Source organism: Pseudomonas sp. 43mfcvi1.1 (genome assembly GCF_900115935.1).
GTDB classification, from domain to species: domain Bacteria; phylum Pseudomonadota; class Gammaproteobacteria; order Pseudomonadales; family Pseudomonadaceae; genus Aquipseudomonas; species Aquipseudomonas bijieensis.
In genome coordinates this window covers 115,751-140,791 of sequence record NZ_UETT01000010.1, presented here as the reverse complement: position 1 = coordinate 140,791, position 25,041 = coordinate 115,751, and the positions used below count along the sequence as shown (strand labels likewise).

Here is a 25,041-nt window from a genome sequence, read left to right as displayed (position 1 = left end):
CGATGTTTGGTAAATTAAGTTGGGAAGCGATCCCGTTCCACGAGCCGATTGTCATGGTGACCCTCGCCATCATCGCGCTCGGTGGTCTGGCATTGTTTGCAGGCATCACTTATTTCAAGAAGTGGACCTACCTGTGGACCGAGTGGCTGACGTCGGTCGACCACAAGAAAATCGGCGTGATGTACATCATCGTCGCCATGGTCATGCTGCTGCGCGGTTTTGCCGACGCCATCATGATGCGTACCCAGCTGGCCATGGCCACCGAGGGTTCGCCTGGCTACCTGCCGCCTGAACACTATGACCAGATCTTCACCGCCCACGGTGTGATCATGATCATCTTCATGGCGATGCCATTCTTCACCGGCCTGATGAACCTTGCAGTGCCGCTGCAGATCGGCGCCCGCGACGTGGCCTTCCCGTTCCTGAACTCCTTGAGCTTCTGGCTGCTGGTATCGGGCGTGGTGCTGATCAACTTGTCCCTGGGCGTTGGCGAATTTGCCAAGACCGGTTGGGTTGCCTATCCGCCGCTGTCGGGCCTGCAATACAGTCCGGGCGTGGGGATGGATTACTACATCTGGGCGCTACAGCTTTCCGGGTTGGGTACGACGCTGACGGGGGTCAACTTCCTGGCCACCGTGGTGAAAATGCGTACCCCGGGCATGAAGCTGATGGACATGCCGATCTTCACCTGGACCTGCACCTGGGCCAACGTCCTGATCGTCGCCTCCTTCCCGATCCTGACCGCTACCCTGGCTTTGCTGACGCTTGACCGTTACATGGATTTCCACATTTTCACCAATGAACTGGGTGGAAATCCGATGATGTACGTCAACCTGTTCTGGGCCTGGGGTCACCCCGAGGTGTACATCCTGATCCTGCCAGCGTTCGGGATTTTCTCCGAAGTCATCTCGACCTTCTCCGGCAAGAAACTGTTCGGCCACCACTCGATGATCTACGCTTCCGGCGCGATCTCGGTACTGGGCTTCATGGTCTGGCTGCACCACTTCTTCACCATGGGTTCCGGGGCGAGCGTCAACGCCTTCTTCGGCCTGGCGACGATGCTGATTTCGATCCCGACCGGGGTGAAGCTGTTCAACTGGCTGTTCACCATCTATCAGGGCCGCCTGCGTTTCACCAGCCACGTAATGTGGACCCTGGGCTTCATGGTGACCTTCGCCATCGGCGGCATGACCGGCGTACTGCTGGCCATCCCGGGTGCTGACTTCGTGCTGCACAACAGCCTGTTCGTGATCGCGCACTTCCACAACGTGATCATCGGTGGCGCCGTGTTTGGCTACATCGCCGGTTTCGCCTTCTACTTCCCGAAAGCGTTCGGCTTCAAGCTGCACGAAGGTTGGGGCAAGGCCGCGTTCTGGTTCTGGATCACCGGCTTCTTCGTCGCGTTCATGCCGCTGTATGTACTGGGCTTCATGGGCATGACCCGTCGCCTGAACACCACTACCAACCCTGAGTGGGTGCCGTACCTGTACGTCGCCATGTTCGGTGCGGTGATGATCGCCGTCGGTATCGCCTGCCAGCTGATCCAGTTGTATGTCAGCGTGCGCGATCGCAACAAGCCAGAGAACATGTGCGAACACGGCGACCCGTGGAATGCCCATACCCTGGAATGGTCGACCTCTTCGCCACCGCCGTTCTACAACTTTGCCGTGCTGCCAAAAGCGGACGTCATCGACCCGTTCACCGAAGCCAAGGAAAACGGTACCGCGTACCCGGTTCCGGCCAGGTACGAGCCGATCCACATGCCCAACAACACCGCCACCGGTGTGGTCATGGGGGCGCTGCTGACCGTGTTCGGTTTCGCGATGATCTGGCACATCTGGTGGCTGGCCATCGCCAGCCTGGTCGGCACCGTGGTGTATTTCGCCATCCATGCCGCCCGTGACGATCAGGGCTACATGGTGCCGGTGGATGTCATCGAGCGCATCGAAGCCGAGCAGCACAAACGTCTGGTAGCGGCCGGGAAAGTCCCAGCCACCGCCACCCGTGTTGAAACCTCGTTGGAACAGGCTTAAACCATGTCGAACTTAGTGACCAATGTTGGACACGCCCATGGTCAAGACCATGGGCACGATGACCATCACCACGACTCGGGCGAGATGACCGTATTCGGTTTCTGGCTCTACCTGATGACCGACTGCATTCTGTTTGCGTCGATCTTCGCAGCGTACGCGGTGCTGGTTAACAACGTCGCCGGTGGCCCGTCGGGCCACGACATCTTCGAGCTGCCGTACGTACTGGGCGAAACCGCGCTGCTGCTGTTCAGCTCGATCACCTACGGCTTCGCCATGCTGGCGTTGTTCAAGGGCAAGAAAACCCAGGTACTGGGCTGGCTGGCCATGACCTTCCTGTTCGGTGCCGGCTTCATCGGCATGGAGATCAACGAGTTCCACATGTTGATCTCCGAGGGCTACGGTCCTAACCGCAGCGGCTTCCTGTCCGGGTTCTTCACCCTGGTCGGTACCCACGGTCTGCACGTGACCAGCGGCCTGATCTGGATGGCGATCATGATGTACCAGGTCCAGAAAAACGGCCTGACTGCCACCAACAAGACGCGCCTGAGCTGCCTGAGCCTGTTCTGGCACTTCCTGGACGTGGTGTGGATCTGCGTATTCACCGTTGTTTATCTGATGGGGACCCTGTAAATGGCTAACGCTCATTCCCATGATGGCCACGACGCCGGCCACGGCAGCGTCAAGTCCTACGCCATCGGCTTCATCCTGTCGGTGATCCTGACCGTCATTCCGTTCGGCCTGGTGATGTACCCGACGCTGCCGAAAAGCCTGACCCTGTGGATCATCCTGATCTTCGCCGTGGTCCAGGTACTGGTGCACCTGGTGTACTTCCTGCACCTGGACCGCTCCGCCGCCCAACGTAACAACGTGGTCGCGTTTGTCTTTGCCGCGATCGTGATCGTCCTGCTGGTTGGCCTGTCGTTGTGGATCATGTTCAGCATCCATACCAACATGATGGCGCACTGAGGAAAATCCGGATGTCCCTGAAGCACTTTATCCAAATCACCAAGCCGGGGATCATTTTCGGTAACGTGCTTTCTGTGGCAGGCGGTTTTTTCCTGGCCTCCAAAGGGCATGTCGATCTGGCCATCTTCCTGGCGGCGATGATCGGCACGTCCCTGGTGGTGGCGTCCGGTTGCGTGTTCAACAACTGCATCGACCGCGACATCGACATCAAGATGGAGCGCACCAAGAACCGCGCCCTGGTTCAGGGCCTGATCCCGGTGCAACTGGCCTTGGTGTTCGCCACGGTGCTGGGCGTGGCCGGTGTCGCGCTGTTGTACTGGGTCGCCAACCCGTTGGCGGCGTTGTTCGCAGTGATCGGTTTTGTCATCTACGTCGGCCTCTACAGCCTGTACCTCAAGCGCAAGTCGGTCCACGGCACGCTGGTGGGCAGTCTGTCGGGGGCGATGCCGCCGGTGATCGGTTACGTCGCGGTGAGCAACAGCTTCGACATGGCGGCGCTGACGCTGCTGGTGATGTTCAGCCTGTGGCAGATGCCGCATTCCTATGCCATCGCGATCTTCCGCTTCAACGACTACCTGGCGGCCTCGATTCCGGTGCTGCCGGTCAAGCGTGGTATCCGGGTGGCGAAGAAGCACATCCTGCTCTACATCCTGGCCTTCCTCGTGGCGACCTTGATGCTGACCTTCAGCGGTTACGCCGGCATGAGCTACCTCGCCGTCGCCGCCGCCATGGGCATGTACTGGCTGTACATGGCCTGGACCGGCTACAAGGCGGTGGATGACACGGTCTGGGCACGCAAGCTGTTCGTGTTCTCGATCTTCACCATCACCGCCCTGAGCGTCATGATGTCCCTGGACTTCAAAGTGCCGAGTGAGCTGCTGCTGACTTACGCACCTTAAGCTCCAGACGTTGCACAAAAAAGCCCCGCCTTCGAGAGAAGCGCGGGGCTTTTTTTCTAGATGGGCATGGATGGACTGTCATTCGTCGCAATAGATTTTGGTTTGTTGATCTATGCGCAACTTGCCTATAGTTTCCACCATGCGTACCCTATTTTTTGAAACGACCACATTCACCGCCACGGTTGGCCATTACCTGACTGATGATGAGTATCGTCTGCTTCAGTCCTATATGCTGGAGCATCCAGAGGTCGGTGACGTCATGCCACGTACCGGCGGCTTTCGTAAGCTGCGCTGGTTCGATGAACGTCGTGGCAAAGGGAAGCGGGGTGGGTTGCGAGTCATTTACTATTGGCTCATGAACGATCGTCAGTTTTGGATGTTCGCGATTTATGACAAGGACGAGTTGGTAAACCTGACCTCCGAGCAAGAGAAGACGCTCAAGCGCGCCATAGAAGCTGAGTTGAAAGTACGAGGTACCTTATGAAAAAGCGCGATCTGTTTGCCGAGATGATGCAAGGCGTCGAGGAGATGGCCGCTCACCGCGAGGGCAAGATTACCCTTCGCCAGATATCGATCGAAGACAAACCGGTTCCCGAGGTGTCGGCCCAGGAAATCGTGGCCTTGCGCGACAAGCTCCACATGTCCCAAGCCGTTTTCGCCAAGAGCATCAGAACCAGTCCAGGTACCCTGAGAAATTGGGAACAGGAAAAATCCAAGCCTAACGCCCAGGCGGCTTTGTTGATCAAACTGGTCGAGAAGTTTCCAGATATGGTCGAACGACTTGGCGCTGTTTGAACAGCTGACACCCATGAAAAAGCCCCGCCTTTGACAAAAGCGCGGGGCTTTTTCATGGTGTTGTCGGTGTTTCCGTGGTGGACACATGGTCGACAAACGCTGCTGATCCATTGTGGGAGCGAGCCTGCTCGCGATGAGACCGGCACATTCAACATCGATGCAAGCTGAACCACCGCTATCGCGAGCAGGCTCGCTCCCACAGGTGTTTGTGGTGGACCCACAACCTCCTGAAAAGGCTTATTGCTGGGCGATGCTGTAGCCGTCGAAGGCTTTTTGCTGTTGCAGGGCGGTGACGATGCTCTTGCGGGTGACCGGTTGTTCGGTGCCGTCGTTGTCCAGGAAGGTTTCGCTTTCCAGCTCGGCTTCTTCGCCTTCGCCGACAAAATTGAAACCGAGGAATTCGAAGGCTTCACGGTCGACGTTCGGCTTGGAGCGTGGTGTGCGCAAGGGCAGGGTGACGCTGATGCCGTCCTTGCTGATGACAAACACTTCGGCTTCCTTCTTGGCTCGCGAGGCCTTGCCCTTGCTGCCACTTGGATTGCTGATGGCCTGGTGGGTCTGGTTCAGCACTTTCAGGGCCAGGCCGTAGACCAATTCCTGGAACGATGGATCGTCCTTGTAGCTGGAGAGAATGCGGCTGATCGGGAAGCGGCTGCTCAGGTCTTCCAGGGCCGCGAAGTCGGCGGCTTCGGCGTCCTTGAGCTGCTTGAGCTGGCCCATCAGTTCGTAGGCCTTGTCGTCGTCGAACGCATCGTGAGCCTGGCGGATGGCGTTGCGCAGTTCGCGGATCTGGTCGCTTTCGCGGTTCGACTGGAACGCATCGAGGACCATCTCACTGATGCTTTTGGCCTGGGGCAGATGCTGTGAAAGATTGATGGAGTTTTCGTATTCCGCTTTGGACGACAGGGTGACTACGGATTCAGCGGTATTGGAATCGGACATTGAAATTTCACTACTTCTGTTAGCGGGATGAGGCGAGAAAGGCATTGAGCTTTTTTCCGGTCGCCTAATCTATTGGACGCGGACGGTGTTGTCACGGTCGGACCGGCGACAGGTTGGCTTTTGTTGCCGGTCCTGGCTTCAATCTCGCATCAGCTCCAACAGTCGCAGGGCATTGGGCGTTGCGGCGCCACTGGCAGTGTTGTCAAAGATGCACCAGGTCGGTGTGTCGGCCCCGGTCTTCAATTGCCGGGCGAGCCGTTCCAGCCAGGGCTCATCGTACGGGGAGTAGTAAATTCGCGGCGAACCGTGCAACCGGTAGTAACGAACGCCAGGCCAGCCTGCCGGTCGATCGCAACCGGGCAATGGCGAGGGATCGGCGGCGACGCGACCGATGTGCTGGGCTTGCAGCAGTGCTTGCGCCGTCGGCGCGAGCCAACTCGGATGCCGGGGTTCAAGCACGGCATAGCCCTGATAACGGTCGCGCAATGCGGTGAAGAATGCTTCGGCCACTGCGGCATCGAAGGCCAGTGATGGTGGTAACTGGATCAGCAGGCAGCCCAGTTTCTCTCCCAATTGCGAGCATTGCCCCAGAAAATCATCCATAAGCCCTTCGCAATCGAGCAGCCGCCGTTCATGGGTGATCTGTTTTGGCACTTTGACCGAGAAGCGAAAGTCCGAGGTGACGCTATCGGCCCACTTTGCGTAGGTGGCGGGGCGGTGTGGACGGTAGAACGAACTGTTGATCTCCACCGCCGGGAAGCGTGCGCTATAGCGCTGCAAGTGGGTGCCCTCGACGGGAAAGGCCAGCCATTGCTCCCGGGGTAACGACCAACCGGCGCAGCCCAGATAAAGGTTAGAAGGGGAGGGGGATCGAGTCGACAAGTGCCCGGACCTGATTGCAAGCGTTACAACCTATGACCGCTGTAAACGCCGCAAAGATGCATTCATTTTTGCCGCGGACCCTGAGCCCGGTTTCATTTGCAGATCACATTCTTGCCGGCCATCTTGGAGCGATACAGCGCCTGGTCCGCCCGGTCCAGCAGCGCCGCTTGTTGTTCATCGTCGAAGCGCTGCACCACGCCAAAGCTCATGGTGATCTGAAAATCGCCCACCGGCAGCAGGTCGGACAATCCACGGCGAATGGTTTCGGCCATCAGGCAGGCGTCGGTCAGGGAAGTGTTGGGCAAGATCATGATGAACTCGTCGCCGCCCCAGCGCACCAGCAGGTCGCCGTCGCGCTCGCAGCGCTGGACCGCCTGCACCACTTGCACCAATGCCGCATCGCCGAAAGCATGTCCGTAACGGTCGTTGATGTCTTTGAAATCGTCGACATCCATGGCGATCAGCGACAAAGGTTCGCGAAAGCGCTGGGCACGCTCGCAGGCCAGTGGCAGCGCTTGCTCCAGGCGATAGCGGTTGGCGACCAGCGTCAGTGCATCGGTCTCGGCGAGTCGACGGTTTTCCTCGAGTTGAATCTGCAATTGTTGGTTGACCCGGGACAGTTCGCGGGTGCGCTCTTCGATCACTGCTTCCAGGGACTTGTTGCGCCGCTCCAGTTGCTCGAACAAGCGCTTCTTGTCGTCGATACTGCGATGGGCGCCGATCATGCGCGCCACCGTGCCGTCAGGGTTGCGGGCGATCACGTAGCCGCGATCCTCGATCCAGATATAGGAACCGTCGCGCGTGCGACAACGGTATTCGGCCTGGTAGCCGTGGGATCTTTGTTCCAGATAGTCGTCGAACAACGCCATGACCCGTGGATAGTCACCCGGGTGGATCACGCTCTCCCAGGTCAGCACGGTGTTGTCCAGGGAGTGAGGCGGGTAGCCAAGCATCGTGTACCAGCCGGGATTGCGGTAGACGAAGCCGGTGTTGGCATTCCAGTCCCAGATGCCATCGCTGACCAGTTCCAGGATGGTGTGCAGTACGCCTTCGTCCAGATCGGACAAGTCGAACCGCAGCATGTCGATGTTCGAGGCATCTCCCATCGTCGTTTCCTCAATCAGCCTTGATATCAAAATGCTCGTCCAAGGAGGAAGAGTAGCTGATGGGGCGCGGGGTCACTAGCGGGGGATGTTCAGGCGGGGTTCGCTTTTGTGGCGAGGGGATTTATCCCCGTTGGGTCGCGTAGCGGCCCCAGAAATCATCAAACCCGACATCATCTGCGATGTGAGCCGACAGCCTTGGGGTTGCTTCGCAACCCAGCGGGGATAAATCCCCTCGCCACAACATCATTCGGCTGGGGTTGGGGGTTTGCCCCATTTCTTCAGCGCAAACTCGACAAAACTGCGCAGCTTCGGCAAACGGTAGCGATCCTGCGCGTACATCAGGCTCATCGGCCGATGGGGCAGCTGGTAGCCCGGCAGCAACGTCACCAGGTGTCCATCCTTCAGGTCCTGGGCCACCAGCGCATCGGGCAGCATCACCACGCCCATCCCGGCCAGGGCGGCGCGATGCAGGCCCGAGGAGCTGTTGATCAGCATCGGTCCGTTCACCGGGATCTTGATCTCGCCTTGCGGGCCATTGATCGGCCAGTGATCCTGGGCAAAGCGCCATTCGTCTGCTGCCGAATAGGCGAACGACAGGCAGTCGTGCTGTTGCAAGTCCGCGGGTTGTTCCGGCGTGCCTCGCCGGGCCAGGTAAGCAGGGGAGGCACAGATAGTCAGGGTGTAGTCCATCAACGGACGGGCAATCAGTTTCGGGTCGGGATGGCCAAGGCGGATGGCCACGTCGAAGCCATGGTCGAGCAGGTCCAGGCGCTGGTTGGTCAGCACCACGTCGAGCTTGACCTGGGCGAAGCGCTGGCTGAATTCGGCCAGCGCCGGCGAAAGGCGTTCGGTACCAAAGGTCAGCGGTGCGGTGATGCGCAGGGTGCCGGTGGGCTCGCCCTGGGCCTGTTCGGCCAGGCGTTCGGAATCGGCCACCAACCCCAACACTTCCAGGCAACGCTGGTAGTAGGCCGAGCCGAATTCAGTCAGGCGCTGGCGCCGTGTCGTACGGTTGATCAGGCGCACGCCGAGGCGTTGCTCCAGCGCCCGAAGATGATTGCCCACCATGGTGGTGGACATTTCGCAGGCCTGGGCCGCCGCTGTCAGGCTTCCGGTTTCTACCACCTTCACGTAAACGGTCATTGCCTGGAACAGGTCCATTATCAAGCTCAACTTTTAAATGATTGAAGTAAAGTCGCATTTATCCATTTTGAGTGGCTAACCATACTGGAAAAAACCACCCGATGGAGCTTGAGCCATGACCGCTGCCTGCCTGATGACCACTTACCAACCCCTGGCGCTGAATTTCACCCATGGCTTGGGCACGCGCCTGTGGGACCAGGACGGCCGCGAGTACCTCGATGCGGTGGCGGGCGTGGCGGTGACCAATGTCGGCCATTCCCATCCTCGGCTGGTGGCCGCCATCAGCGAGCAGGCCGGCCTGCTGTTGCACACGTCCAACCTGTACAGCATCGATTGGCAGCAACGCCTGGCGCAAAAACTCACCCAGTTGTCCGGGCTGGAGCGGGTGTTTTTCAACAACTCGGGCGCCGAGGCCAACGAAACCGCGCTGAAACTGGCGCGCCTCTATGGCTGGCACAGGGGCGTCGAGCAGCCGTTGGTGGTGGTCATGGACAACGCGTTCCACGGGCGCACCTTGGGCACCATGTCCGCCAGTGACGGCCCGTCCGTGCGGCTGGGTTTCAATCGGTTGCCGGGGGATTTCATCAAGGTACCGTTTGGCGACCTCGCGGCGTTGGAAGAGGTCCGGCAGGCTCATGCCGAGCGCATCGTTGCGGTACTGGTGGAGCCGATCCAGGGCGAGAGCGGTGTGCAGCTCGCCCCACCGGGTTACCTCAAGGCCTTGCGGCAACTGTGCAGCCGGCGTGCCTGGCTGTTGATGCTCGACGAGATCCAGACCGGTATCGGTCGCACCGGCCAATGGTTCGCGTTCCAGCATGAAGGCATCGTGCCGGACGTCATGACCCTTGCCAAAGGCCTGGGCAACGGCGTGCCCATCGGTGCCTGCCTGGCGCGGGGCAAGGCTGCCGAGTTGTTTACTCCTGGCAGTCATGGCAGCACCTTTGGCGGCAATCCACTGGCCTGTCGGGTCGGCTGCACGGTGCTGGATATCATTGAGCAACAAGCGCTGGTGGATAACGCCAGGCACCAGGGCGAACAATTGCTGAGTCGGTTGCGGATCGAGTTGGCGGACAACCCCAATGTATTGGCGATTCGCGGTCAGGGCTTGATGATCGGCATCGAACTCAAGCAACCGGTCCGCGACCTGACCCTTCGCGCCGCCCGGGACCACGGGCTGCTGATCAATGTCACCCGGGGCCAGACCATCCGCCTGTTACCGCCGTTGACGATCGATGGGCGCGAAGTGGAGATGATTGTCAGGGGCGTGAGCCGCTGTCTGGCGCAGGGTTGAGGGGCGTTCGCCCGGACGCCGGTTTTTATCGGGCAGCCGGGCGAAACGCGACGCAGCGGGACGGAATTTTTAACGATTGCCGTGTTCCAACGCCTGCCAGAGTCGATTGCCTACGCCCTGGCACTTCAGACTGAAAACCCAGGAGCATTCCATGTTCACCTCGCGTCGCTTGATCGTTGTCGCTACTGCTGTGGCCCTGTTGTCCGGCTGTGCGTCGCCTAACCCCTATGACAACCAGGGCCAGGCCTCTACCGAATCGTCGGGTATGAGCAAAACCGCCAAGTACGGCGGCCTCGGTGCACTGGCGGGGGCGTTGGCCGGTGCGGCCATCGGTCACGATAACCGCGGCAAAGGGGCATTGATCGGCGCGGCGGTGGTGGGGGCTTCCGCAGCTGGCTACGGCTACTACGCCGACCAGCAGGAAAAGAAACTGCGTGCGAGCATGGCCAATACCGGCGTTGAAGTGCAGCGCCAGGGTGACCAGATCAAGCTGATCATGCCGGGCAACATCACCTTCGCCACCGACTCGGCGAACATCGCCTCCAGCTTCTACCAGCCACTGAACAACCTGGCCAACTCCCTCAAGGAGTTCAACCAGAACCAGATCGAAATCGTCGGTTATACCGACAGCACCGGCAGCCGCCAGCACAACATGGACCTGTCCCAGCGTCGTGCCCAGAGCGTGGCGACCTACCTGACATCCCAGGGCGTGAGCGGTGCCAACCTCTCGGCCCGTGGCGCCGGCCCGGACAACCCGGTGGCGAGCAACGCCGACGTCAACGGCCGTGCGCAGAACCGTCGTGTCGAGGTGAACCTCAAGGCTATTCCGGGCCAGAATTACCAGCAGGCACCGCAGCAGCAGGGGCAGACTTACCAGCAATATCCGTAATCGCTGGGCGATAAATGAAAGGGGGGCCATGGAAACATGGCCCCCCTTTTTGTGGCTGCCATTTACCCTTGCCACAATGGATCAACAGTGAAGTGAGTGGGATTTGAGGCAATAAAAAGCCCGCCCGATCATATGATCGGGCGGGCTTTTGGGTGTCGCTTGGAGATTACTTCTTCAAACCGTAATGCTCATCGAGCATGCCGGGTGAATTGGGGGCCTTGGGGGCGTAGTCCCGCGGCGGTTCCTGGATCCCTTTTGGTGGGGTCAGGCGTTCCCGTGGAGTCTGTGCCGCATCGGCTTGCAGAGCAGCCAGCAGACGTTGGCGAGTCTGCTCGTCCAGGGCCAGGCGATTGGCACCTTCGGACAGATGATCCTGGACGTCCTGGTAGCTCTGGGTGAGTTTTTTCACCAGGGACGCGGTGCTGTTGAAGTGGGTGACCACCTCATTCTGATAACTGTCGAAACGTTCCTGAATGTCGTCCAGCTGACGTTGCGTGCTGTTGGGCACCGCGTTGGGCAGCAATCGGGCAAGCAGGAATCCAATGGCGACACCGGCAACCAGGGCAAGAGTCGGCAACAGCCAAACTAAGAGCGAGTGTTCCACGAGTCCTTCCTCTATAAACGGCTTTGCTTTACGTTAACGGCTCGGACCTGCGCTGTATACCGCGAAGAACATCGCAATCATGCCAGGCACAGACTTTAGCTAGACGAGTCGACCCTATTCGAGGTCACGGAGTTCTTTCCCTTGCTTATGCGCGAAACCCCTGTAGTCATCGATGGCCCGGTGGGCCAACTGGAAGCCTTGTACCTGGACAGCGAGGCGCCCCGTGGCCTGGCGCTGATCTGCCACCCGAACCCGGTGCAGGGTGGGACCATGCTCAATAAAGTGGTCTCGACCCTGCAACGCACTGCCCGCGATGCTGGGCTGGTTACGTTGCGTTTCAATTATCGTGGCGTGGGTGCCAGTGCCGGTACGCATGACATGGGCACTGGTGAAGTCGACGACGCCCAGGCCGCCGCCGATTGGCTGCGGGAAAAATACCCGCAACTGCCGCTTACCCTGTTCGGTTTTTCGTTTGGTGGTTTCGTTGCCGCGAGCCTTGGCGGACGCCTGGAAGCCCAGGGGCAACCGCTCAAACACCTGTTCATGGTGGCCCCGGCGGTGATGCGCCTGAATGAACAGTCGCCCTTGCCGATGAGTGGCGAGTTGACCGTGATCCAGCCGGAAACCGACGAAGTGGTCGATCCGCAACTGGTTTACGAATGGTCCGACACGCTCCAACGCCCCCATGAGCTGCTGAAAGTGGCAGAATGCGGACACTTTTTTCATGGCAAGCTGACCGATCTCAAGGATCTGATCCTGCCGCGCCTTTCGAATTGACAGCAGTCTGACAAGCGATAACTCATGACGACGCGTACCCGTATCCTGACCGGCATCACCACCACCGGCACCCCGCACCTGGGCAACTATGCCGGCGCTATCCGTCCGGCGATCCTCGCCAGCCGCGACAGTAACGCCGATTCGTTCTACTTCCTGGCCGACTACCACGCCCTGATCAAATGCGATGACCCGCTGCGTATCCAGCGTTCGCGCCTGGAAATCGCCGCCACTTGGCTGGCCGGCGGCCTGGACGTGGACCGCGTGACCTTTTATCGGCAGTCCGACATTCCCGAGATTCCCGAACTGACCTGGCTGCTGACCTGCGTCGCCGCCAAGGGCCTGCTCAACCGTGCCCATGCCTACAAGGCCTCGGTGGACAAGAACGTCGAGGCCGGCGAAGACCCGGACGCCGGCATCACCATGGGCCTGTACAGCTACCCGGTACTGATGGCCGCCGACATCCTGATGTTCAACGCCCATAAGGTGCCGGTCGGTCGTGACCAGATCCAGCACGTGGAAATGGCCCGCGACATCGGCCAGCGCTTCAATCACCTGTTCGGCCAGGGCAAGGAGTTCTTCACCATGCCCGAGGCGCTGATCGAGGAAAGCGTGGCGACGCTGCCGGGCCTCGATGGCCGCAAGATGTCCAAGAGCTACGACAACACCATCCCGTTGTTCAGCAGCGCCAAGGACATGAAGGACGCGATCTCGCGGATCGTTACCGACTCCCGTGCCCCGGGCGAAGCCAAGGATCCGGACAATTCGCACCTGTTCACCCTGTTCCAGGCTTTTGCCACTGCCGAACAGTCCGCCAGCTTCCGCAGCGAACTGCTGCAAGGCCTGGGTTGGGGCGAAGCCAAGAACCGTCTGTTCCAGTTGCTCGACAGTGAGTTGGGTGAAGCGCGTGAGCGTTATCACCAGTTGATCGAGCGTCCGGCGGACCTGGAAGACATCCTGCAGCACGGCGCGAAAAAAGCCCGGGCCGTGGCGACGCCGTTCCTCAATGAACTGCGCGAGGCCGTTGGCCTGCGGTCGTTTGTCAGCCAGGTCCAAGTGGCCGCCAGCACCAAGAAGAAAGCCACCAAGGCTGCACGCTTCGTGAGCTTTCGCGAAGACGACGGCAGTTTCCGCTTCCGTCTGCTGGCCGCCGACGGCGAGCAACTGTTGTTGTCCCGCCACTTTGCCGATGGCAAGGCTGCTGGCCAGGTCACCAAGCAATTGCAGTCCGGTCAGCCATTGGATGTTCGTAACGACGGACAGAGTTTCAGTGTCTGGCTCGACGGCGAATGCGTGGCGGACAGCCCGGCTTTCGCAGACAGCGCCGCTCGCGATGCAGGCATTGATGCGTTGCGTGTTGCCCTGACACCTGCCCAGGACTGATTCTGGCGCGTAACTCCGACCATCGGCCCGAATACGGGCCGATTGCCATTCCTTTGGGCCATCGCTACAGTGACGGCCCGTTTTTGTTGCCTTGCTAACGAATATGACGCCCCTAGAACGATATCAAGCTGATCTGAAACGCCCGGAGTTTTTCCACGACGCAGCCCAGGAAACGGCGGTGCGGCATTTGCAGCGCCTGTACGATGACTTGGTCGCGGCGTCGAACAACAAGCCGGGCCTGTTGGGCAAACTGTTCGGCAAGAAAGACCAGACACCGGTCAAGGGCCTGTATTTCTGGGGGGGTGTGGGCCGTGGCAAGACCTACCTGGTGGACACCTTCTTCGAAGCGCTGCCGTTCAAGGAAAAGACGCGGACGCACTTCCACCGCTTCATGAAGCGTGTGCACGAAGAAATGAAGACCCTGGGTGGCGAGAAGAACCCGCTGACCATCATCGCCAAGCGTTTCTCCGACGAGACCCGGGTGATCTGCTTCGATGAGTTTTTCGTGTCCGACATCACCGACGCCATGATCCTCGGCACCTTGATGGAAGAGCTGTTCAAGAACGGCGTGACCCTGGTCGCCACCTCGAACATCGTGCCGGACGGCCTGTACAAGGACGGCCTGCAGCGGGCGCGTTTCCTGCCGGCGATCGCGCTGATCAAGGAACACACCGAAATCGTCAACGTCGACAGCGGCGTGGATTATCGCCTGCGTCACCTCGAGCAAGCCGAGCTGTTCCACTTTCCCCTGGATGCCGCCGCCGAAGAAAGCTTGCGCAAGAGCTTCCGTGCCTTGACGCCGGAGTGCACCCAGGCGGTGGAAAACGATGTATTGATCATCGAGAACCGTGAAATCCGCGCCATCCGCACCTGTGACGACGTGGCCTGGTTCGACTTCCGCGAACTGTGCGACGGCCCTCGCAGCCAGAACGACTACATCGAGCTGGGCAAGATCTTCCACGCCGTGCTGCTCAGCGGCGTCGAACAAATGAGCGTTACCACCGACGACATCGCCCGCCGCTTCATCAACATGGTCGACGAGTTCTACGACCGTAACGTGAAGCTGATCATTTCGGCTGAAGTCGAACTCAAGGACCTCTACACCGGCGGTCGCCTGACGTTCGAATTCCAGCGGACCTTGAGTCGTTTGCTGGAGATGCAATCCCACGAATTCCTGTCGCGGGCGCATAAGCCGTAGGGGATTCGGAACAAAAAGGCCTGCGATTGCAGGCCTTTTTTGTGCGCGCGAGATTTAGCAGTTCACTGCATAACCCTGTGGGAGCGGGCTTGCTCGCGAAGGGGGCGGTATGTTCAGCATAGATGCAAGCTGACCCACCGCTTTCGCGAGCAAGCCCGCTCCCACATTGGATTGCATTCAGCTCCGGTTCACGCCGCCTGCTGAAACTGCTGCCGATACTGGTTCGGCGACAGGTCGGTATGTTGCCGGAACAACCGGGCGAAAAAGCTCGCATCGTCGTAGCCGACTTCATAGCTGATGGTCTTGATGCTCTTGCGGCTGCCGGAGAGCAGGCCCTTGGCGGTTTCTATCCGCAGTCGTTGCAGGTAATGCAATGGTTTGTCACCCGTGGCGGTCTGGAAGCGGCGCATGAAATTGCGAATGCTCATGCCGTGTTCGCGGGCGACGTCCTCGAAGCGGAATTTGTCGGCGAAGTGCTCCTCAAGCCAGTGCTGGATCTGCAGGATGATCACATCCTGGTGCAGTTTCTGCCCGCCGAAGCCGATCCGTCCCGGCGAATAGCTGCGTTGCACTTCATACAGGATGTCCCGCGCCACGGCCTGGGCCACATTGGCGCCACAGAAGCGTTCAATGAGGTAAATGTAGAGATCGCAGGCTGAGGTCGCACCGCCAGCGCAGAACAGGTTGTCGGCGTCGGTCAGGTGCTTGTCCTGGTTCAAGTGCACTTGGGGGAAGCGCTCCTTGAAGGCATTGAAGAAGCGCCAGTAGGTGGTCGCCTCCTTGCCGTCGAGCAGCCCGGACTCGGCCAGCCAGAACACCCCGGTGGCTTCGCCGCAGAGCACCGCACCGCGGGCATGTTGTTCCCGCAGCCAGGGCAGGACCTGAGGATAACGTTGGCAGAGGCTGGCGAAATCATCCCAGAAGGCTGGCAGGATGATGACGTCGGTATTTTCCAGGCCACCGTCCACCGGCATGATCACATCGCTGAAGCTGTTCACCGGTTTGCCATCGGGGCTGACCAGGCGGATTTCAAACGCCGGCGTCAGGCCTAGGCCCAGTTGCTTGCCATAGCGCAGGCTGGCCAGGTGGAAAAAATCCTTGGCTTGCATGAGGGTGAAGGCGAAGACCCGGTCGATTGCCAGGATGCTGACGCGCCGCAAGGGCGTGGAGACGTGCATAGACATAATTCATCTTTATTTTTATAGGGGAAAGTGGTCACCAGACGGCTGGATCGTCTTATTTTTTGTCGGATGTGTCCAGTGTCCTGTCGTACACCGCAGGCTTTAGGCTCTATCGGATAACCACGTCCAACAATAATCAAAGGTGCGTCATGATCCCAAGAACACTGTTCAGTCCCGAGCACGAATTGTTTCGCGACAGCGTACGAACCTTCCTCGAAAAAGAAGCCGTGCCGTACCACGGCCAGTGGGAAAAACAGGGGCATGTCGACCGCCAGCTCTGGAACAAAGCGGGGGAGGCGGGCATGTTGTGCTCGCACCTTCCAGAAGCCTACGGCGGGCTGGACGCGGACTTCCTCTACAGCACGGTGGTGATCGAGGAGATCGGCCGCCTGGGGCTGACGGGGATCGGTTTCTCGCTGCATTCCGACATCGTCGCGCCGTACATCCTGCATTACGGCAGTGAAGCGCTGAAACACAAATACCTGCCGAAACTGGTGTCTGGTGAGATGGTCACGGCCATCGCCATGACCGAGCCGGGCGCCGGTTCCGACCTGCAAGGCGTGAAGACCTCGGCGGTGCTGGACGGCGATGAGTACGTCATCAACGGCTCGAAGACTTTCATTACCAATGGTTTCCTGGCTGACCTGGTGATCGTGGTCGCCAAGACCGATCCGAAGGCTGGGTCCAAGGGCACCAGCCTGTTCCTGGTGGAGGCGGGCACGCCGGGTTTCGAAAAGGGCAAGCGCCTGGAAAAAGTTGGAATGAAGGCCCAGGACACCTCGGAATTGTTCTTCCAGGATGTCCGCGTGCCGAAGGAAAACCTGCTTGGCCAGGCCGGAATGGGCTTCGCCTACTTGATGCAGGAGCTACCTCAGGAGCGCCTGACCGTCGCCATTGGCGGCCTGGCCTCGGCCGAAGCGGCGCTGCAATGGACCCTGGACTACACCCGCGACCGCAAGGCGTTCGGCAAATCCATCGCGGACTTCCAGAACACGCGTTTCAAGCTCGCGGAAATGGCCACCGAAATCCAGATTGGCCGGGTCTTCGTCGACCGCTGCCTGGAACTGCACCTGCAAGGCAAGCTCGATGTACCGACGGCGGCGATGGCCAAGTACTGGGGCACCGACCTGCAATGCAAGGTGCTCGACGAATGCGTGCAGCTACACGGCGGCTACGGCTTCATGTGGGAATACCCGGTTGCCCGGGCGTGGGCGGATGCGCGGGTGCAGCGGATCTATGCCGGGACCAATGAAATCATGAAGGAGATTATTGCGCGGTCGCTTTGATGACGTAGTGACTGTTAGACCGCTATCGCGAGCAAGCCCGCTCCCACAAGGGTGTCTGTCGAATCACAAATTGTGGTCAGACATAAATCCAATGTGGGAGTGAGCCTGCTCGCGATGAGGGCTATGAATCAATCAAGGCGCCGGATTCGGCTGGTCCTTGTGAATCGCCTCGATCCCTGCCAGGACTTCATCTGACAGCTTCAGGTCGAAGCTGGCGATGTTGCTGTCCAGTTGCTCCAGCGTGGTGGCGCCGATGATGTTGCTGGTCACGAACGGCTGCTGGGTGACGAACGCCAGGGCCATCTGTGCGGGGTCCAGGCCATGTTCGCGGGCCAACGCCACATAGCGGCTGCATGCTGCTTCCGACTGTGGATTGAAATAGCGCATGAAGCGGCTATAGAGGGTCAGGCGACCCTTGGCTGGCCGTGCGCCGTTTTCGTATTTGCCCGACAGGAAACCGAACGCCAGGGGCGAGTAGGCCAGCAGGCCGCACTGTTCGCGGATGGCGATTTCCGCGAGGCCGACCTCGAAGCTGCGATTGAGCAGGTTGTAAGGGTTCTGGATCGACACCGCCCGCGGCCAGCCGCGGGCTTCGGCCAGGGCGAGGAATTTCATGGTGCCCCAAGGCGTTTCGTTGGACAGGCCGATGTGGCGGATCTTGCCGGCGCGGACCTGTTCGTCCAGGGCTTCGAGGGTTTCCTCCAGCGGGGTGAACGTTTCGTCGGCCTTGTGCTGGTAGCCCAGTTGGCCAAAGAAATTGGTGCTGCGTTCCGGCCAATGCAACTGGTAAAGATCGATCCAGTCGGTCTGCAAGCGCTTGAGGCTGGCATCCACCGCTTCGACGATGTGGCGGCGGTTGTGCTTGAGGTTCTTGTCGCGGATGTAGTCGATGGTGTTGCCGGGACCGGCGATCTTGCTTGCCAGGATCCAGTCGGCACGGTCGCCGCGGCTCTTGAAGTAATTGCCGATGTAGCGCTCGGTGGTGGCGTAGGTCTCGGCCTTCGGTGGCACCGGGTACATCTCGGCGGTGTCCATGAAATTGATGCCGGCACCCTTGGCGCGTTCGATCTGGGCGAAGGCTTCGGCCTCGCTGTTCTGCTCACCCCAGGTCATGGTTCCGAGGCACAGGGCACTCACGTTCAGATCGGTACGGCCTAGCTGGCGATAGTCCATCGGGACCTCCTTGGGCAAAACAATCATAAAAGCAGGTTGAAATATTTTTCGCAATCTGCATAATTGCGCACCTCTTTCTGCAGTGGAAGTGATGCGCCGCCGCCGAAGAATCTTGCCGTTGAACGGACGCGCCGACCCGAGCCCCCGAAAGCGTCTGTATCCGGCTGCCTTTGACTTGTCAAAGTACGCACTATTCAGTAAGATCCGCCGTCTAATTTACAGGGCGGCCCCTGAGGCTATAAAGAATGAAAACTTTTACTGCTAAACCGGAAACAGTAAAGCGCGACTGGTTTGTCGTCGACGCTGCTGGTCAGACCCTGGGTCGTCTGGCCACCGAAATCGCGAGCCGTCTGCGTGGCAAGCACAAGCCTGAGTACACCCCTCACGTTGACACCGGTGACTACATCGTCGTGATCAACGCTGAGCAAGTACGTGTTACTGGCGCTAAAACCACTGACAAAATGTACTACTCCCACTCCGGTTTTCCTGGCGGCATCAAGTCGATCAACTTCGAAAAGCTGATCGCCAAAGCCCCTGAGCGCGTGATCGAGACCGCGGTTAAAGGCATGCTGCCTAAAAACCCACTGGGTCGCGACATGTATCGTAAGCTGAAGGTTTATGCGGGCGCTGCTCACCCTCATACTGCTCAGCAGCCCCAAGAACTGAAGTTTTAACGGAATAGTTCATTATGTCGGCGACTCAAAATTACGGCACTGGCCGTCGCAAGACTGCAACCGCACGCGTTTTCCTGCGTCCGGGCACTGGTAATATCTCCATCAACAACCGCTCCCTGGATAACTTCTTCGGCCGCGAAACTGCCCGCATGGTAGTTCGTCAGCCGCTGGAACTGACCGAGACCGTCGAAAAATTCGACATCTACGTCACCGTTATCGGTGGTGGTGTAAGTGGTCAAGCTGGCGCAATCCGCCACGGCATCACTCGCGCCCTGATGGACTACGACGAGACTCTGCGTAGTGCTCTGCGCAAAGCCGGCTTCGTAACTCGCGATGCTCGCGAAGTTGAACGTAAGAAAGTCGGTCTGCGTAAAGCGCGTAAGCGTCCGCAGTACTCGAAGCGTTAATTCCGCTTCCGCTTTCAAAAGGCGCCCAGTTCCTCACGGAGCTGGGCGTTTTTTTATGGGCAAAAGAATTGCTCTGTGACAACTTGCCACATTCGTAGAGCCCCTATACTACAAGGCTTGGCGGTTTGGCCGCTTGGTAATTACCTTGTCAGAATTGGGGCTTTTCATTACCATTCGGCAAAATTTTTATAAGTTCAGATTTTTACTTAGTAGACGCCTGATCTAACAGGCCACAAAGCTGATGGGAGAGGACTGAATGAGCAATGACGGCGTGAATGCAGGCCGGCGTCGCTTCCTGGTAGCAGCCACATCCGTGGTGGGTGCTGCAGGAGCGGTGGGGGCTGCGGTCCCGTTCGTGGGGTCATGGTTTCCCAGTGCCAAGGCGAAAGCTGCAGGTGCACCGGTGAAAGTGAATGTCAGCAAGATCGAGCCAGGCCAGCAGATGATTGCTGAGTGGCGCGGCCAGCCGGTGTTCATCGTCCGCCGTACAGAGGAAATCCTGGGGAATCTGAAAAAGATCGAGGGGCAGTTGTCCGACCCCACCTCCAAGAACTCGACGCAACCGACCTATGTCGATCCGGAGACACGTTCGATCAAGCCAGAAGTCCTGCTTCTGATCGGGATCTGCACGCACCTGGGTTGCTCGCCAACGTTCCGTCCTGAAGTGGCGCCTGCCGACTTGGGCAAGGACTGGGTTGGTGGTTATTTCTGCCCTTGCCACGGCTCCCACTACGACCTGGCCGGTCGCGTCTACAAGTCGCAGCCTGCACCTCTGAACCTGCCAGTTCCCCCGCATTCCTATGAGTCGGATGACATCATTGTCATCGGCGTCGACACGGAGAAAGCGTGATGAGCAAATTCATGGATTGGGTTGATGCGCGCTTTCCCGCGACCAAAATGTGGGAAGACCATCTCAGCAAGTATTACGCTCCAAAAAACTTCAACTTCTTCTACTTCTTTGGCTCTCTGGCATTGCTCGTTCTGGTCAACCAGATCGTTACCGGTGTCTGGCTGACCATGAGCTACACCCCGTCGGCGGAAGAAGCGTTTGCCTCCGTCGAATACATCATGCGCGACGTCGAGTACGGCTCGATCCTGCGTCTGCTGCACTCCACTGGCGCTTCGGCATTCTTCATCGTGGTCTACCTGCACATGTTCCGTGGTCTGCTCTACGGTTCGTACCAGAAGCCTCGTGAGCTGGTGTGGGTTTTCGGCATGCTGATCTACCTGGCGCTGATGGCCGAAGCCTTCATGGGCTACCTGCTGCCATGGGGCCAGATGTCCTACTGGGGTGCCCAGGTGATCATCTCGTTGTTCGGTGCGATTCCGGTCATCGGCGACGACCTGACCCAGTGGATCCGCGGTGATTACCTGATCTCCGGCATCACCCTGAACCGCTTCTTCGCCCTGCACGTCGTGGCCTTGCCGATCGTGATCCTCGGTCTGGTGGTACTGCACATCCTGGCGCTGCACGAAGTCGGCTCGAACAACCCCGATGGTGTGGACATCAAGAAGCACAAGGACGAGAACGGCGTACCGCTGGATGGCATTGCCTTCCACCCGTACTACACCGTGAAAGATATCGTCGGTGTGGTGGTCTTCCTGTTCATCTTCTGCTCCATCGTGTTCTTCTTCCCGGAAATGGGTGGTTATTTCCTCGAGAAGCCGAACTTCGAGCAAGCGAACGCCTTCAAGACCCCTGAACACATTGCCCCGGTCTGGTACTTCACGCCGTTCTACGCGATCCTGCGGGCGATTCCGGACAAGCTGATGGGCGTTATCGCCATGGGCGCGGCCATCGCCGTGCTGTTCGTCCTGCCGTGGCTGGACCGCAGTCCGGTCAAGTCGATGCGCTACAAAGGCTGGCTGAGCAAGATCTGGCTCGTGGTGTTCTGCATCTCGTTCGTGATCCTGGGCGTGCTGGGTGTACTGGCACCGACACCGGAGCGTACGTTGCTGTCGCAGGTTTGCACCTTCCTGTACTTCGCCTACTTCATTCTGATGCCGTTCTATACCAGGCTCGAGAAGACCAAACCGGTTCCGGAAAGGGTGACTGGCTGATGAAAAAGCTATTTGCTGTACTGATTCTTGCTGCTATGCCTGTATTGTCCTTCGCGGCCGAACACGGTGGTCCAGAGCTGGAAAAAGTCGACATCGACGTTTCCGACAAGGCTGCCATGCAGGACGGCGCACGGACGTTCGCCAACTACTGCATGGGCTGCCACAGTGCCAAGTTCCAGCGCTACGAGCGTGTAGCCGATGACCTGGGCATTCCCCATGAAATGATGCTCGAGAAACTGGTGTTCACCGGTGCCAAGCTGGGCGATCACATGACCATCGGCATGCAGCCTGCGGATGCCAAGACCTGGTTCGGCGCCGCGCCGCCGGATTTGACCCTGGTCGCCCGCGTACGTGGAACTGACTGGCTTTATGGTTACCTGCGTTCGTTCTACGAAGACCCTGCGCGTCCATGGGGCGTGAACAACAAGGTCTTCCCGAACGTCGGCATGCCTAACGTTCTGGTCGGCCTCCAGGGGCGCCAGGTGGTAGGCTGCAAACAGGTTCAGATCGTCGAGGGTGGTAAAAAGCAATTCGATCCGCTGACTGGCACCGCTTTGACGCATGAAGCCTGCGACCAACTGACCGTATTGCCGAACACCGGTAGCCTGACCCCGGAGCAGTTTGACGAGAAGGTCAAGAACCTGGTGACCTTCCTGGCCTACTCGGCCAACCCGGTGAAGCTGGAGCATCAGCGCATCGGTACCTATGTATTGCTGTACCTGGCGTTCTTCTTCGTATTCGCTTACCTGCTCAAGCGTGAATACTGGAAAGACGTGCATTGATAAAGCTGTAAGCCGTTGCTGTTAATCGTGCGCGCCCAAGGGCGTCTCTAGAAATGTAACGAGCCTGGTCAGCCAGGTGTTACGGGAGACGCTCTCTGGGCGCGCTCGTTTTTCCGTTTTTCGATAATTTCAACAAGCGAGGAGGATCGCCATGGGCGTGACCAATCGGTTGGCCTGTTACTCCGACCCCGCCGACCACTATTCCCACCGGGTACGCATCGTACTGGCAGAGAAGGGTGTCAGCGCCGAGATCATTTACGTCGAAGCGGGCCGTCAGCCGCCGAAGCTGATCGAAGTGAACCCTTACGGCAGTCTGCCCACACTGGTCGATCGTGACCTGGCATTGTGGGAGTCGACCGTGGTGATGGAATACTTGGATGAGCGTTATCCGCATCCGCCTTTGCTGCCGGTGTACCCTGTCGCACGCGCCAACAGTCGTTTGCTGATCCATCGCATCCAGCGTGACTGGTGCGGGTTGGTGGATCTGATCCTGGATTCCCGGACCAAGGAACCCGCGCGGGTCGTGGCACGTAAGGAACTGCGTGAAAGCCTGACTGGCGTATCGCCGTTGTTCGTCGACAAGCCGTTTTTCCTCAGTGAGGAACAAAGTCTGGTGGATTGCTGCCTATTGCCCATACTCTGGCGTTTGCCGATTCTGGGTATCGAACTGCCGCGGCCTGCCAAGCCGCTGCTTGATTATATGGAGCGCCAATTCGCGCGTGAGGCTTTCCAGGCGAGTCTGTCTGGTGTCGAACGCGACATGCGCTAAGGCTTAGGGAGCCGCTATGAACTCCAGTCGACCTTATCTGGTCCGCGCGCTCTACGAGTGGATTGTGGACAACGATTGCACCCCGCACATGCTGGTCAACGCCGAGTATCCGTCGGTGCAGGTGCCGCAGGGTTTTGCCAACGATGGGCAGATTGTCCTGAACGTATCGCCAGCCGCTGTGCGTCACCTGCACATGGATAATGACGCCGTCAGCTTCGAAGGGCGCTTCGGTGGTGTGCCGCACACGCTGTACGTGCCTATTGCTGCGATCCTGGGGATTTATGCTCGGGAGAATGGCCAGGGCATGGTGTTTGAGCTGGAAGCGCCGCTGGACGGTGAAGAAGAGTTCGAGCCGGATGATGACCTGCCACCACCGGATGACGAGCCGCCGCGTCCTAGCGGGCGGCCTAGTCTGAAAGTGGTGAAATAGATCTGCTGGCTGGTTTGAAGAAAATGCCTGTGTCGTGAGATGCGGGCATTTTTTTGGTTCCGTGGTTGGTGTGTATATCGCGCCAATCAACCCTGAAATCGAACCAAAAAAAAGCGCTTTCCCCGCCTGGGAAAAGCGCCTTTTCTGAGCTCGCGCCGTATCAGTCAATGTACTCAAACAACTTGACGATTTTCTGTACCCCGGACACACCCTGTACCAGATTGGTCGCCTGCGCGGCCTCCTGCTTGGTCAGCAGACCCAGCAGATAGACGATGCCATTCTCGGTCACAACCTTGATGCGCGAGCCGGGAATGCTGGCGTCGGTGAGCATCTGGGTCTTGATCTTGGTGGTCAGCCAGGCGTCATTCTGGCGTGCCAGCAGCGAGGACGGTTGCAACACCTGCAGTTCGTTATGCACGGTCTTGACCCGCTGCACGGCGCTGGCTTCCTGCTCGGCCTTGGCCTTGAGGTCGGCGCGCGGGGTCTGGCCGGCCAGCAATACGACGCCGTTGAAGCTGGTGACGACGATGTGCGAGTTGTTGTCCAGGTCCGGGTCGGCCTTGGCGATGTTCACTCCCACTTTGGTTTCGATCAGGGAGTCGTCGATCTTGCTGCCGAAGGTGCGGGTGCCGCGGTCGTCTTCAATCGGCTTTTCCCGGCTGGCGTTAACCACCGATGTGCAGCCGCTGATGCCGAGGCACAGGGTCAGGGCCAGAAGGCCTAGGCGATTAGGGGTCATTCTTCACTCCCGAACAGTTGGCTGTCGATCAAGTCGCAAAGGCAGTGGATCGCCAGCAGGTGGACTTCCTGGATACGTGCAGTGACATTGGCCGGTACGCGGATCTCGACGTCTTCAGGCAATAGCAGGGACGCCATGCCGCCGCCGTCACGACCGGTCAATGCTACGACAATCATTTCGCGATCATGTGCGGCCTGGATCGCTTGAATAATATTGGCCGAGTTGCCGCTGGTGGAAATGGCCAGCAGTACATCGCCGGGTTGACCCAGGGCGCGGATCTGTTTGGAGAATACTTCGTTGTAGCTGTAGTCGTTGGCGATCGAGGTGATCGTCGAGCTGTCGGTGGTCAGGGCGATCGCCGGCAGGCTCGGACGCTCGCGTTCGAAGCGGTTGAGCAGTTCCGAAGAGAAATGCTGGGCATCGCCGGCCGAGCCGCCATTGCCGCACGAAAGCATCTTGCCCTCGTTGAGCAAGGCGTTGACCATCACTTGGCTGGCTTGCTCGATGTGTGGTGCAAGTACGTCCATCGCCTGTTGCTTGGTGTCGATACTGGCCTGAAAAAGCTGGCGAATTCGCGATTGCATGTCCATCAGTGTGACCTTAAGTAGCGCGGCTTATCGGCACAAAAGTGTGC

At 59.0% G+C, this 25,041-nt stretch carries 28 protein-coding genes; 19 read left to right on the top strand and 9 right to left on the bottom strand.

Annotated features, from left to right (window positions below; translation table 11 throughout):
* The first annotated feature begins 2 nt into the window (after positions 1-2).
* The 6 genes from cyoB (at position 3) to DTP52_RS19675 (ending at position 4,693) form a co-directional block, all read left to right on the top strand.
* Positions 3-2,033, top strand: coding sequence for a cytochrome o ubiquinol oxidase subunit I (cyoB, locus tag DTP52_RS19700; RefSeq protein ID WP_109754836.1), 2,031 nt, complete (start codon positions 3-5; stop codon positions 2,031-2,033).
* 3 nt (positions 2,034-2,036) lie between these two features.
* Entirely contained in the window at positions 2,037-2,663 is a 627-nt protein-coding gene (locus DTP52_RS19695; RefSeq protein ID WP_109754835.1) for a cytochrome o ubiquinol oxidase subunit III, read from the top strand.
* On the top strand, positions 2,664-2,999 hold the full coding sequence (gene cyoD, locus DTP52_RS19690) for a cytochrome o ubiquinol oxidase subunit IV (RefSeq protein ID WP_025211927.1): 336 nt from the start codon (positions 2,664-2,666) through the stop codon (positions 2,997-2,999).
* 11 nt (positions 3,000-3,010) lie between these two features.
* Positions 3,011-3,898, top strand: coding sequence for a heme o synthase (cyoE, locus tag DTP52_RS19685; RefSeq protein WP_109754834.1), 888 nt, complete (start codon positions 3,011-3,013; stop codon positions 3,896-3,898).
* A 139-nt stretch (positions 3,899-4,037) separates the two neighbouring features.
* Positions 4,038-4,382 (top strand): toxin, encoded by a 345-nt coding sequence (locus tag DTP52_RS19680; protein ID WP_109754833.1) that lies wholly within the window; start codon positions 4,038-4,040, stop codon positions 4,380-4,382.
* Positions 4,379-4,693, top strand: coding sequence for a DNA-binding transcriptional regulator (locus DTP52_RS19675; RefSeq protein ID WP_003205391.1), 315 nt, complete (start codon positions 4,379-4,381; stop codon positions 4,691-4,693). Before DTP52_RS19680 ends, DTP52_RS19675 begins: the two co-directional genes overlap by 4 nt.
* A 237-nt stretch (positions 4,694-4,930) precedes the next feature.
* Here the strand turns inward: DTP52_RS19675 and DTP52_RS19670 are convergent, their stop codons facing one another.
* The 4 genes from DTP52_RS19670 to DTP52_RS19655 all read right to left on the bottom strand — a co-directional run bounded on the left by DTP52_RS19670 (position 4,931) and on the right by DTP52_RS19655 (position 8,784).
* Positions 4,931-5,635 (bottom strand): hypothetical protein, encoded by a 705-nt coding sequence (locus DTP52_RS19670; protein ID WP_109754832.1) that lies wholly within the window; start codon positions 5,633-5,635, stop codon positions 4,931-4,933.
* 138 nt (positions 5,636-5,773) lie between these two features.
* Positions 5,774-6,517 carry a DUF72 domain-containing protein gene (locus DTP52_RS19665; RefSeq protein WP_109754831.1) on the bottom strand — a complete coding sequence of 248 codons (744 nt, stop codon included), beginning with the start codon at positions 6,515-6,517 and terminating at the stop codon, positions 5,774-5,776.
* Between the two features lie 92 nt (positions 6,518-6,609).
* Entirely contained in the window at positions 6,610-7,623 is a 1,014-nt protein-coding gene (locus DTP52_RS19660; RefSeq protein WP_109754830.1) for a sensor domain-containing diguanylate cyclase, read from the bottom strand.
* 243 nt (positions 7,624-7,866) lie between these two features.
* Complete coding sequence (locus tag DTP52_RS19655; protein WP_109754829.1) at positions 7,867-8,784, bottom strand: LysR family transcriptional regulator; 918 nt, start codon at positions 8,782-8,784, stop codon at positions 7,867-7,869.
* 97 nt (positions 8,785-8,881) lie between these two features.
* Between DTP52_RS19655 and DTP52_RS19650 the strand changes: the two genes are divergently transcribed.
* Both DTP52_RS19650 and DTP52_RS19645 read left to right on the top strand, forming a co-directional pair.
* The gene (locus tag DTP52_RS19650; RefSeq protein ID WP_109754828.1) at positions 8,882-10,057 is read left to right on the top strand and encodes an aspartate aminotransferase family protein; all 1,176 of its coding nucleotides are present in this window, start codon (positions 8,882-8,884) and stop codon (positions 10,055-10,057) included.
* Between the two features lie 151 nt (positions 10,058-10,208).
* Complete coding sequence (locus DTP52_RS19645; RefSeq protein WP_109754827.1) at positions 10,209-10,946, top strand: OmpA family protein; 738 nt, start codon at positions 10,209-10,211, stop codon at positions 10,944-10,946.
* A 166-nt stretch (positions 10,947-11,112) separates the two neighbouring features.
* On the opposite strand, the gene DTP52_RS19640 is transcribed toward DTP52_RS19645, so the two are convergent.
* Positions 11,113-11,550 carry a YhcB family protein gene (locus DTP52_RS19640; protein ID WP_003205372.1) on the bottom strand — a complete coding sequence of 146 codons (438 nt, stop codon included), beginning with the start codon at positions 11,548-11,550 and terminating at the stop codon, positions 11,113-11,115.
* A 147-nt stretch (positions 11,551-11,697) separates the two neighbouring features.
* On the opposite strand from DTP52_RS19640, the gene DTP52_RS19635 reads away from it, so the two are divergent.
* The 3 genes from DTP52_RS19635 to zapE all read left to right on the top strand — a co-directional run bounded on the left by DTP52_RS19635 (position 11,698) and on the right by zapE (position 14,905).
* Positions 11,698-12,327 carry an alpha/beta hydrolase gene (locus tag DTP52_RS19635; RefSeq protein ID WP_109754826.1) on the top strand — a complete coding sequence of 210 codons (630 nt, stop codon included), beginning with the start codon at positions 11,698-11,700 and terminating at the stop codon, positions 12,325-12,327.
* A 24-nt stretch (positions 12,328-12,351) separates the two neighbouring features.
* Positions 12,352-13,707, top strand: a complete 1,356-nt coding sequence (locus DTP52_RS19630) for a tryptophan--tRNA ligase (RefSeq protein WP_109754825.1) — start codon at positions 12,352-12,354, stop codon at positions 13,705-13,707.
* 103 nt (positions 13,708-13,810) lie between these two features.
* Entirely contained in the window at positions 13,811-14,905 is a 1,095-nt protein-coding gene (gene zapE, locus DTP52_RS19625; RefSeq protein WP_109754824.1) for a cell division protein ZapE, read from the top strand.
* Positions 14,906-15,093: 188 nt separating this feature from the next.
* Here zapE and DTP52_RS19620 read toward each other — a convergent pair whose 3' ends face one another.
* Entirely contained in the window at positions 15,094-15,990 is an 897-nt protein-coding gene (locus tag DTP52_RS19620; protein ID WP_178082494.1) for a GlxA family transcriptional regulator, read from the bottom strand.
* A 245-nt stretch (positions 15,991-16,235) separates the two neighbouring features.
* Here DTP52_RS19620 and DTP52_RS19615 point away from each other — a divergent pair, with 245 nt between their 5' ends.
* A complete protein-coding gene (locus tag DTP52_RS19615; protein ID WP_109754822.1) occupies positions 16,236-17,372 on the top strand; it encodes an acyl-CoA dehydrogenase family protein in 1,137 nt (378 codons plus the stop codon).
* 132 nt (positions 17,373-17,504) lie between these two features.
* Here DTP52_RS19615 and DTP52_RS19610 read toward each other — a convergent pair whose 3' ends face one another.
* The gene (locus DTP52_RS19610) at positions 17,505-18,545 is read right to left on the bottom strand and encodes an NADP(H)-dependent aldo-keto reductase (protein WP_109754821.1); all 1,041 of its coding nucleotides are present in this window, start codon (positions 18,543-18,545) and stop codon (positions 17,505-17,507) included.
* 245 nt (positions 18,546-18,790) lie between these two features.
* Here DTP52_RS19610 and rplM point away from each other — a divergent pair, with 245 nt between their 5' ends.
* The 7 genes from rplM to DTP52_RS19575 all read left to right on the top strand — a co-directional run bounded on the left by rplM (position 18,791) and on the right by DTP52_RS19575 (position 23,668).
* Positions 18,791-19,219 carry a 50S ribosomal protein L13 gene (rplM, locus tag DTP52_RS19605; protein WP_003205365.1) on the top strand — a complete coding sequence of 143 codons (429 nt, stop codon included), beginning with the start codon at positions 18,791-18,793 and terminating at the stop codon, positions 19,217-19,219.
* A gap of 14 nt (positions 19,220-19,233) precedes the next feature.
* On the top strand, positions 19,234-19,626 hold the full coding sequence (rpsI, locus tag DTP52_RS19600; protein WP_003228056.1) for a 30S ribosomal protein S9: 393 nt from the start codon (positions 19,234-19,236) through the stop codon (positions 19,624-19,626).
* A gap of 256 nt (positions 19,627-19,882) precedes the next feature.
* Positions 19,883-20,476 carry a ubiquinol-cytochrome c reductase iron-sulfur subunit gene (gene petA, locus DTP52_RS19595; protein ID WP_109754820.1) on the top strand — a complete coding sequence of 198 codons (594 nt, stop codon included), beginning with the start codon at positions 19,883-19,885 and terminating at the stop codon, positions 20,474-20,476.
* The gene (locus tag DTP52_RS19590; protein ID WP_003205362.1) at positions 20,476-21,687 is read left to right on the top strand and encodes a cytochrome bc complex cytochrome b subunit; all 1,212 of its coding nucleotides are present in this window, start codon (positions 20,476-20,478) and stop codon (positions 21,685-21,687) included. The genes petA and DTP52_RS19590 overlap by 1 nt, the downstream gene beginning before the upstream one ends.
* Positions 21,687-22,469, top strand: a complete 783-nt coding sequence (locus DTP52_RS19585; protein ID WP_109754819.1) for a cytochrome c1 — start codon at positions 21,687-21,689, stop codon at positions 22,467-22,469. The genes DTP52_RS19590 and DTP52_RS19585 overlap by 1 nt, the downstream gene beginning before the upstream one ends.
* Positions 22,470-22,620: 151 nt before the next feature.
* Complete coding sequence (locus DTP52_RS19580; RefSeq protein ID WP_003178195.1) at positions 22,621-23,238, top strand: glutathione S-transferase N-terminal domain-containing protein; 618 nt, start codon at positions 22,621-22,623, stop codon at positions 23,236-23,238.
* A 16-nt stretch (positions 23,239-23,254) separates the two neighbouring features.
* Entirely contained in the window at positions 23,255-23,668 is a 414-nt protein-coding gene (locus DTP52_RS19575) for a ClpXP protease specificity-enhancing factor (protein WP_058545586.1), read from the top strand.
* A gap of 160 nt (positions 23,669-23,828) precedes the next feature.
* Here the strand turns inward: DTP52_RS19575 and DTP52_RS19570 are convergent, their stop codons facing one another.
* Both DTP52_RS19570 and DTP52_RS19565 read right to left on the bottom strand, forming a co-directional pair.
* Positions 23,829-24,407: a BON domain-containing protein gene (locus DTP52_RS19570; protein WP_030139689.1), complete on the bottom strand. Its 579-nt coding sequence runs from the start codon at positions 24,405-24,407 to the stop codon at positions 23,829-23,831.
* Complete coding sequence (locus tag DTP52_RS19565; RefSeq protein ID WP_007928463.1) at positions 24,404-24,997, bottom strand: phosphoheptose isomerase; 594 nt, start codon at positions 24,995-24,997, stop codon at positions 24,404-24,406. Before DTP52_RS19565 ends, DTP52_RS19570 begins: the two co-directional genes overlap by 4 nt.
* Positions 24,998-25,041 lie beyond the last annotated feature (44 nt).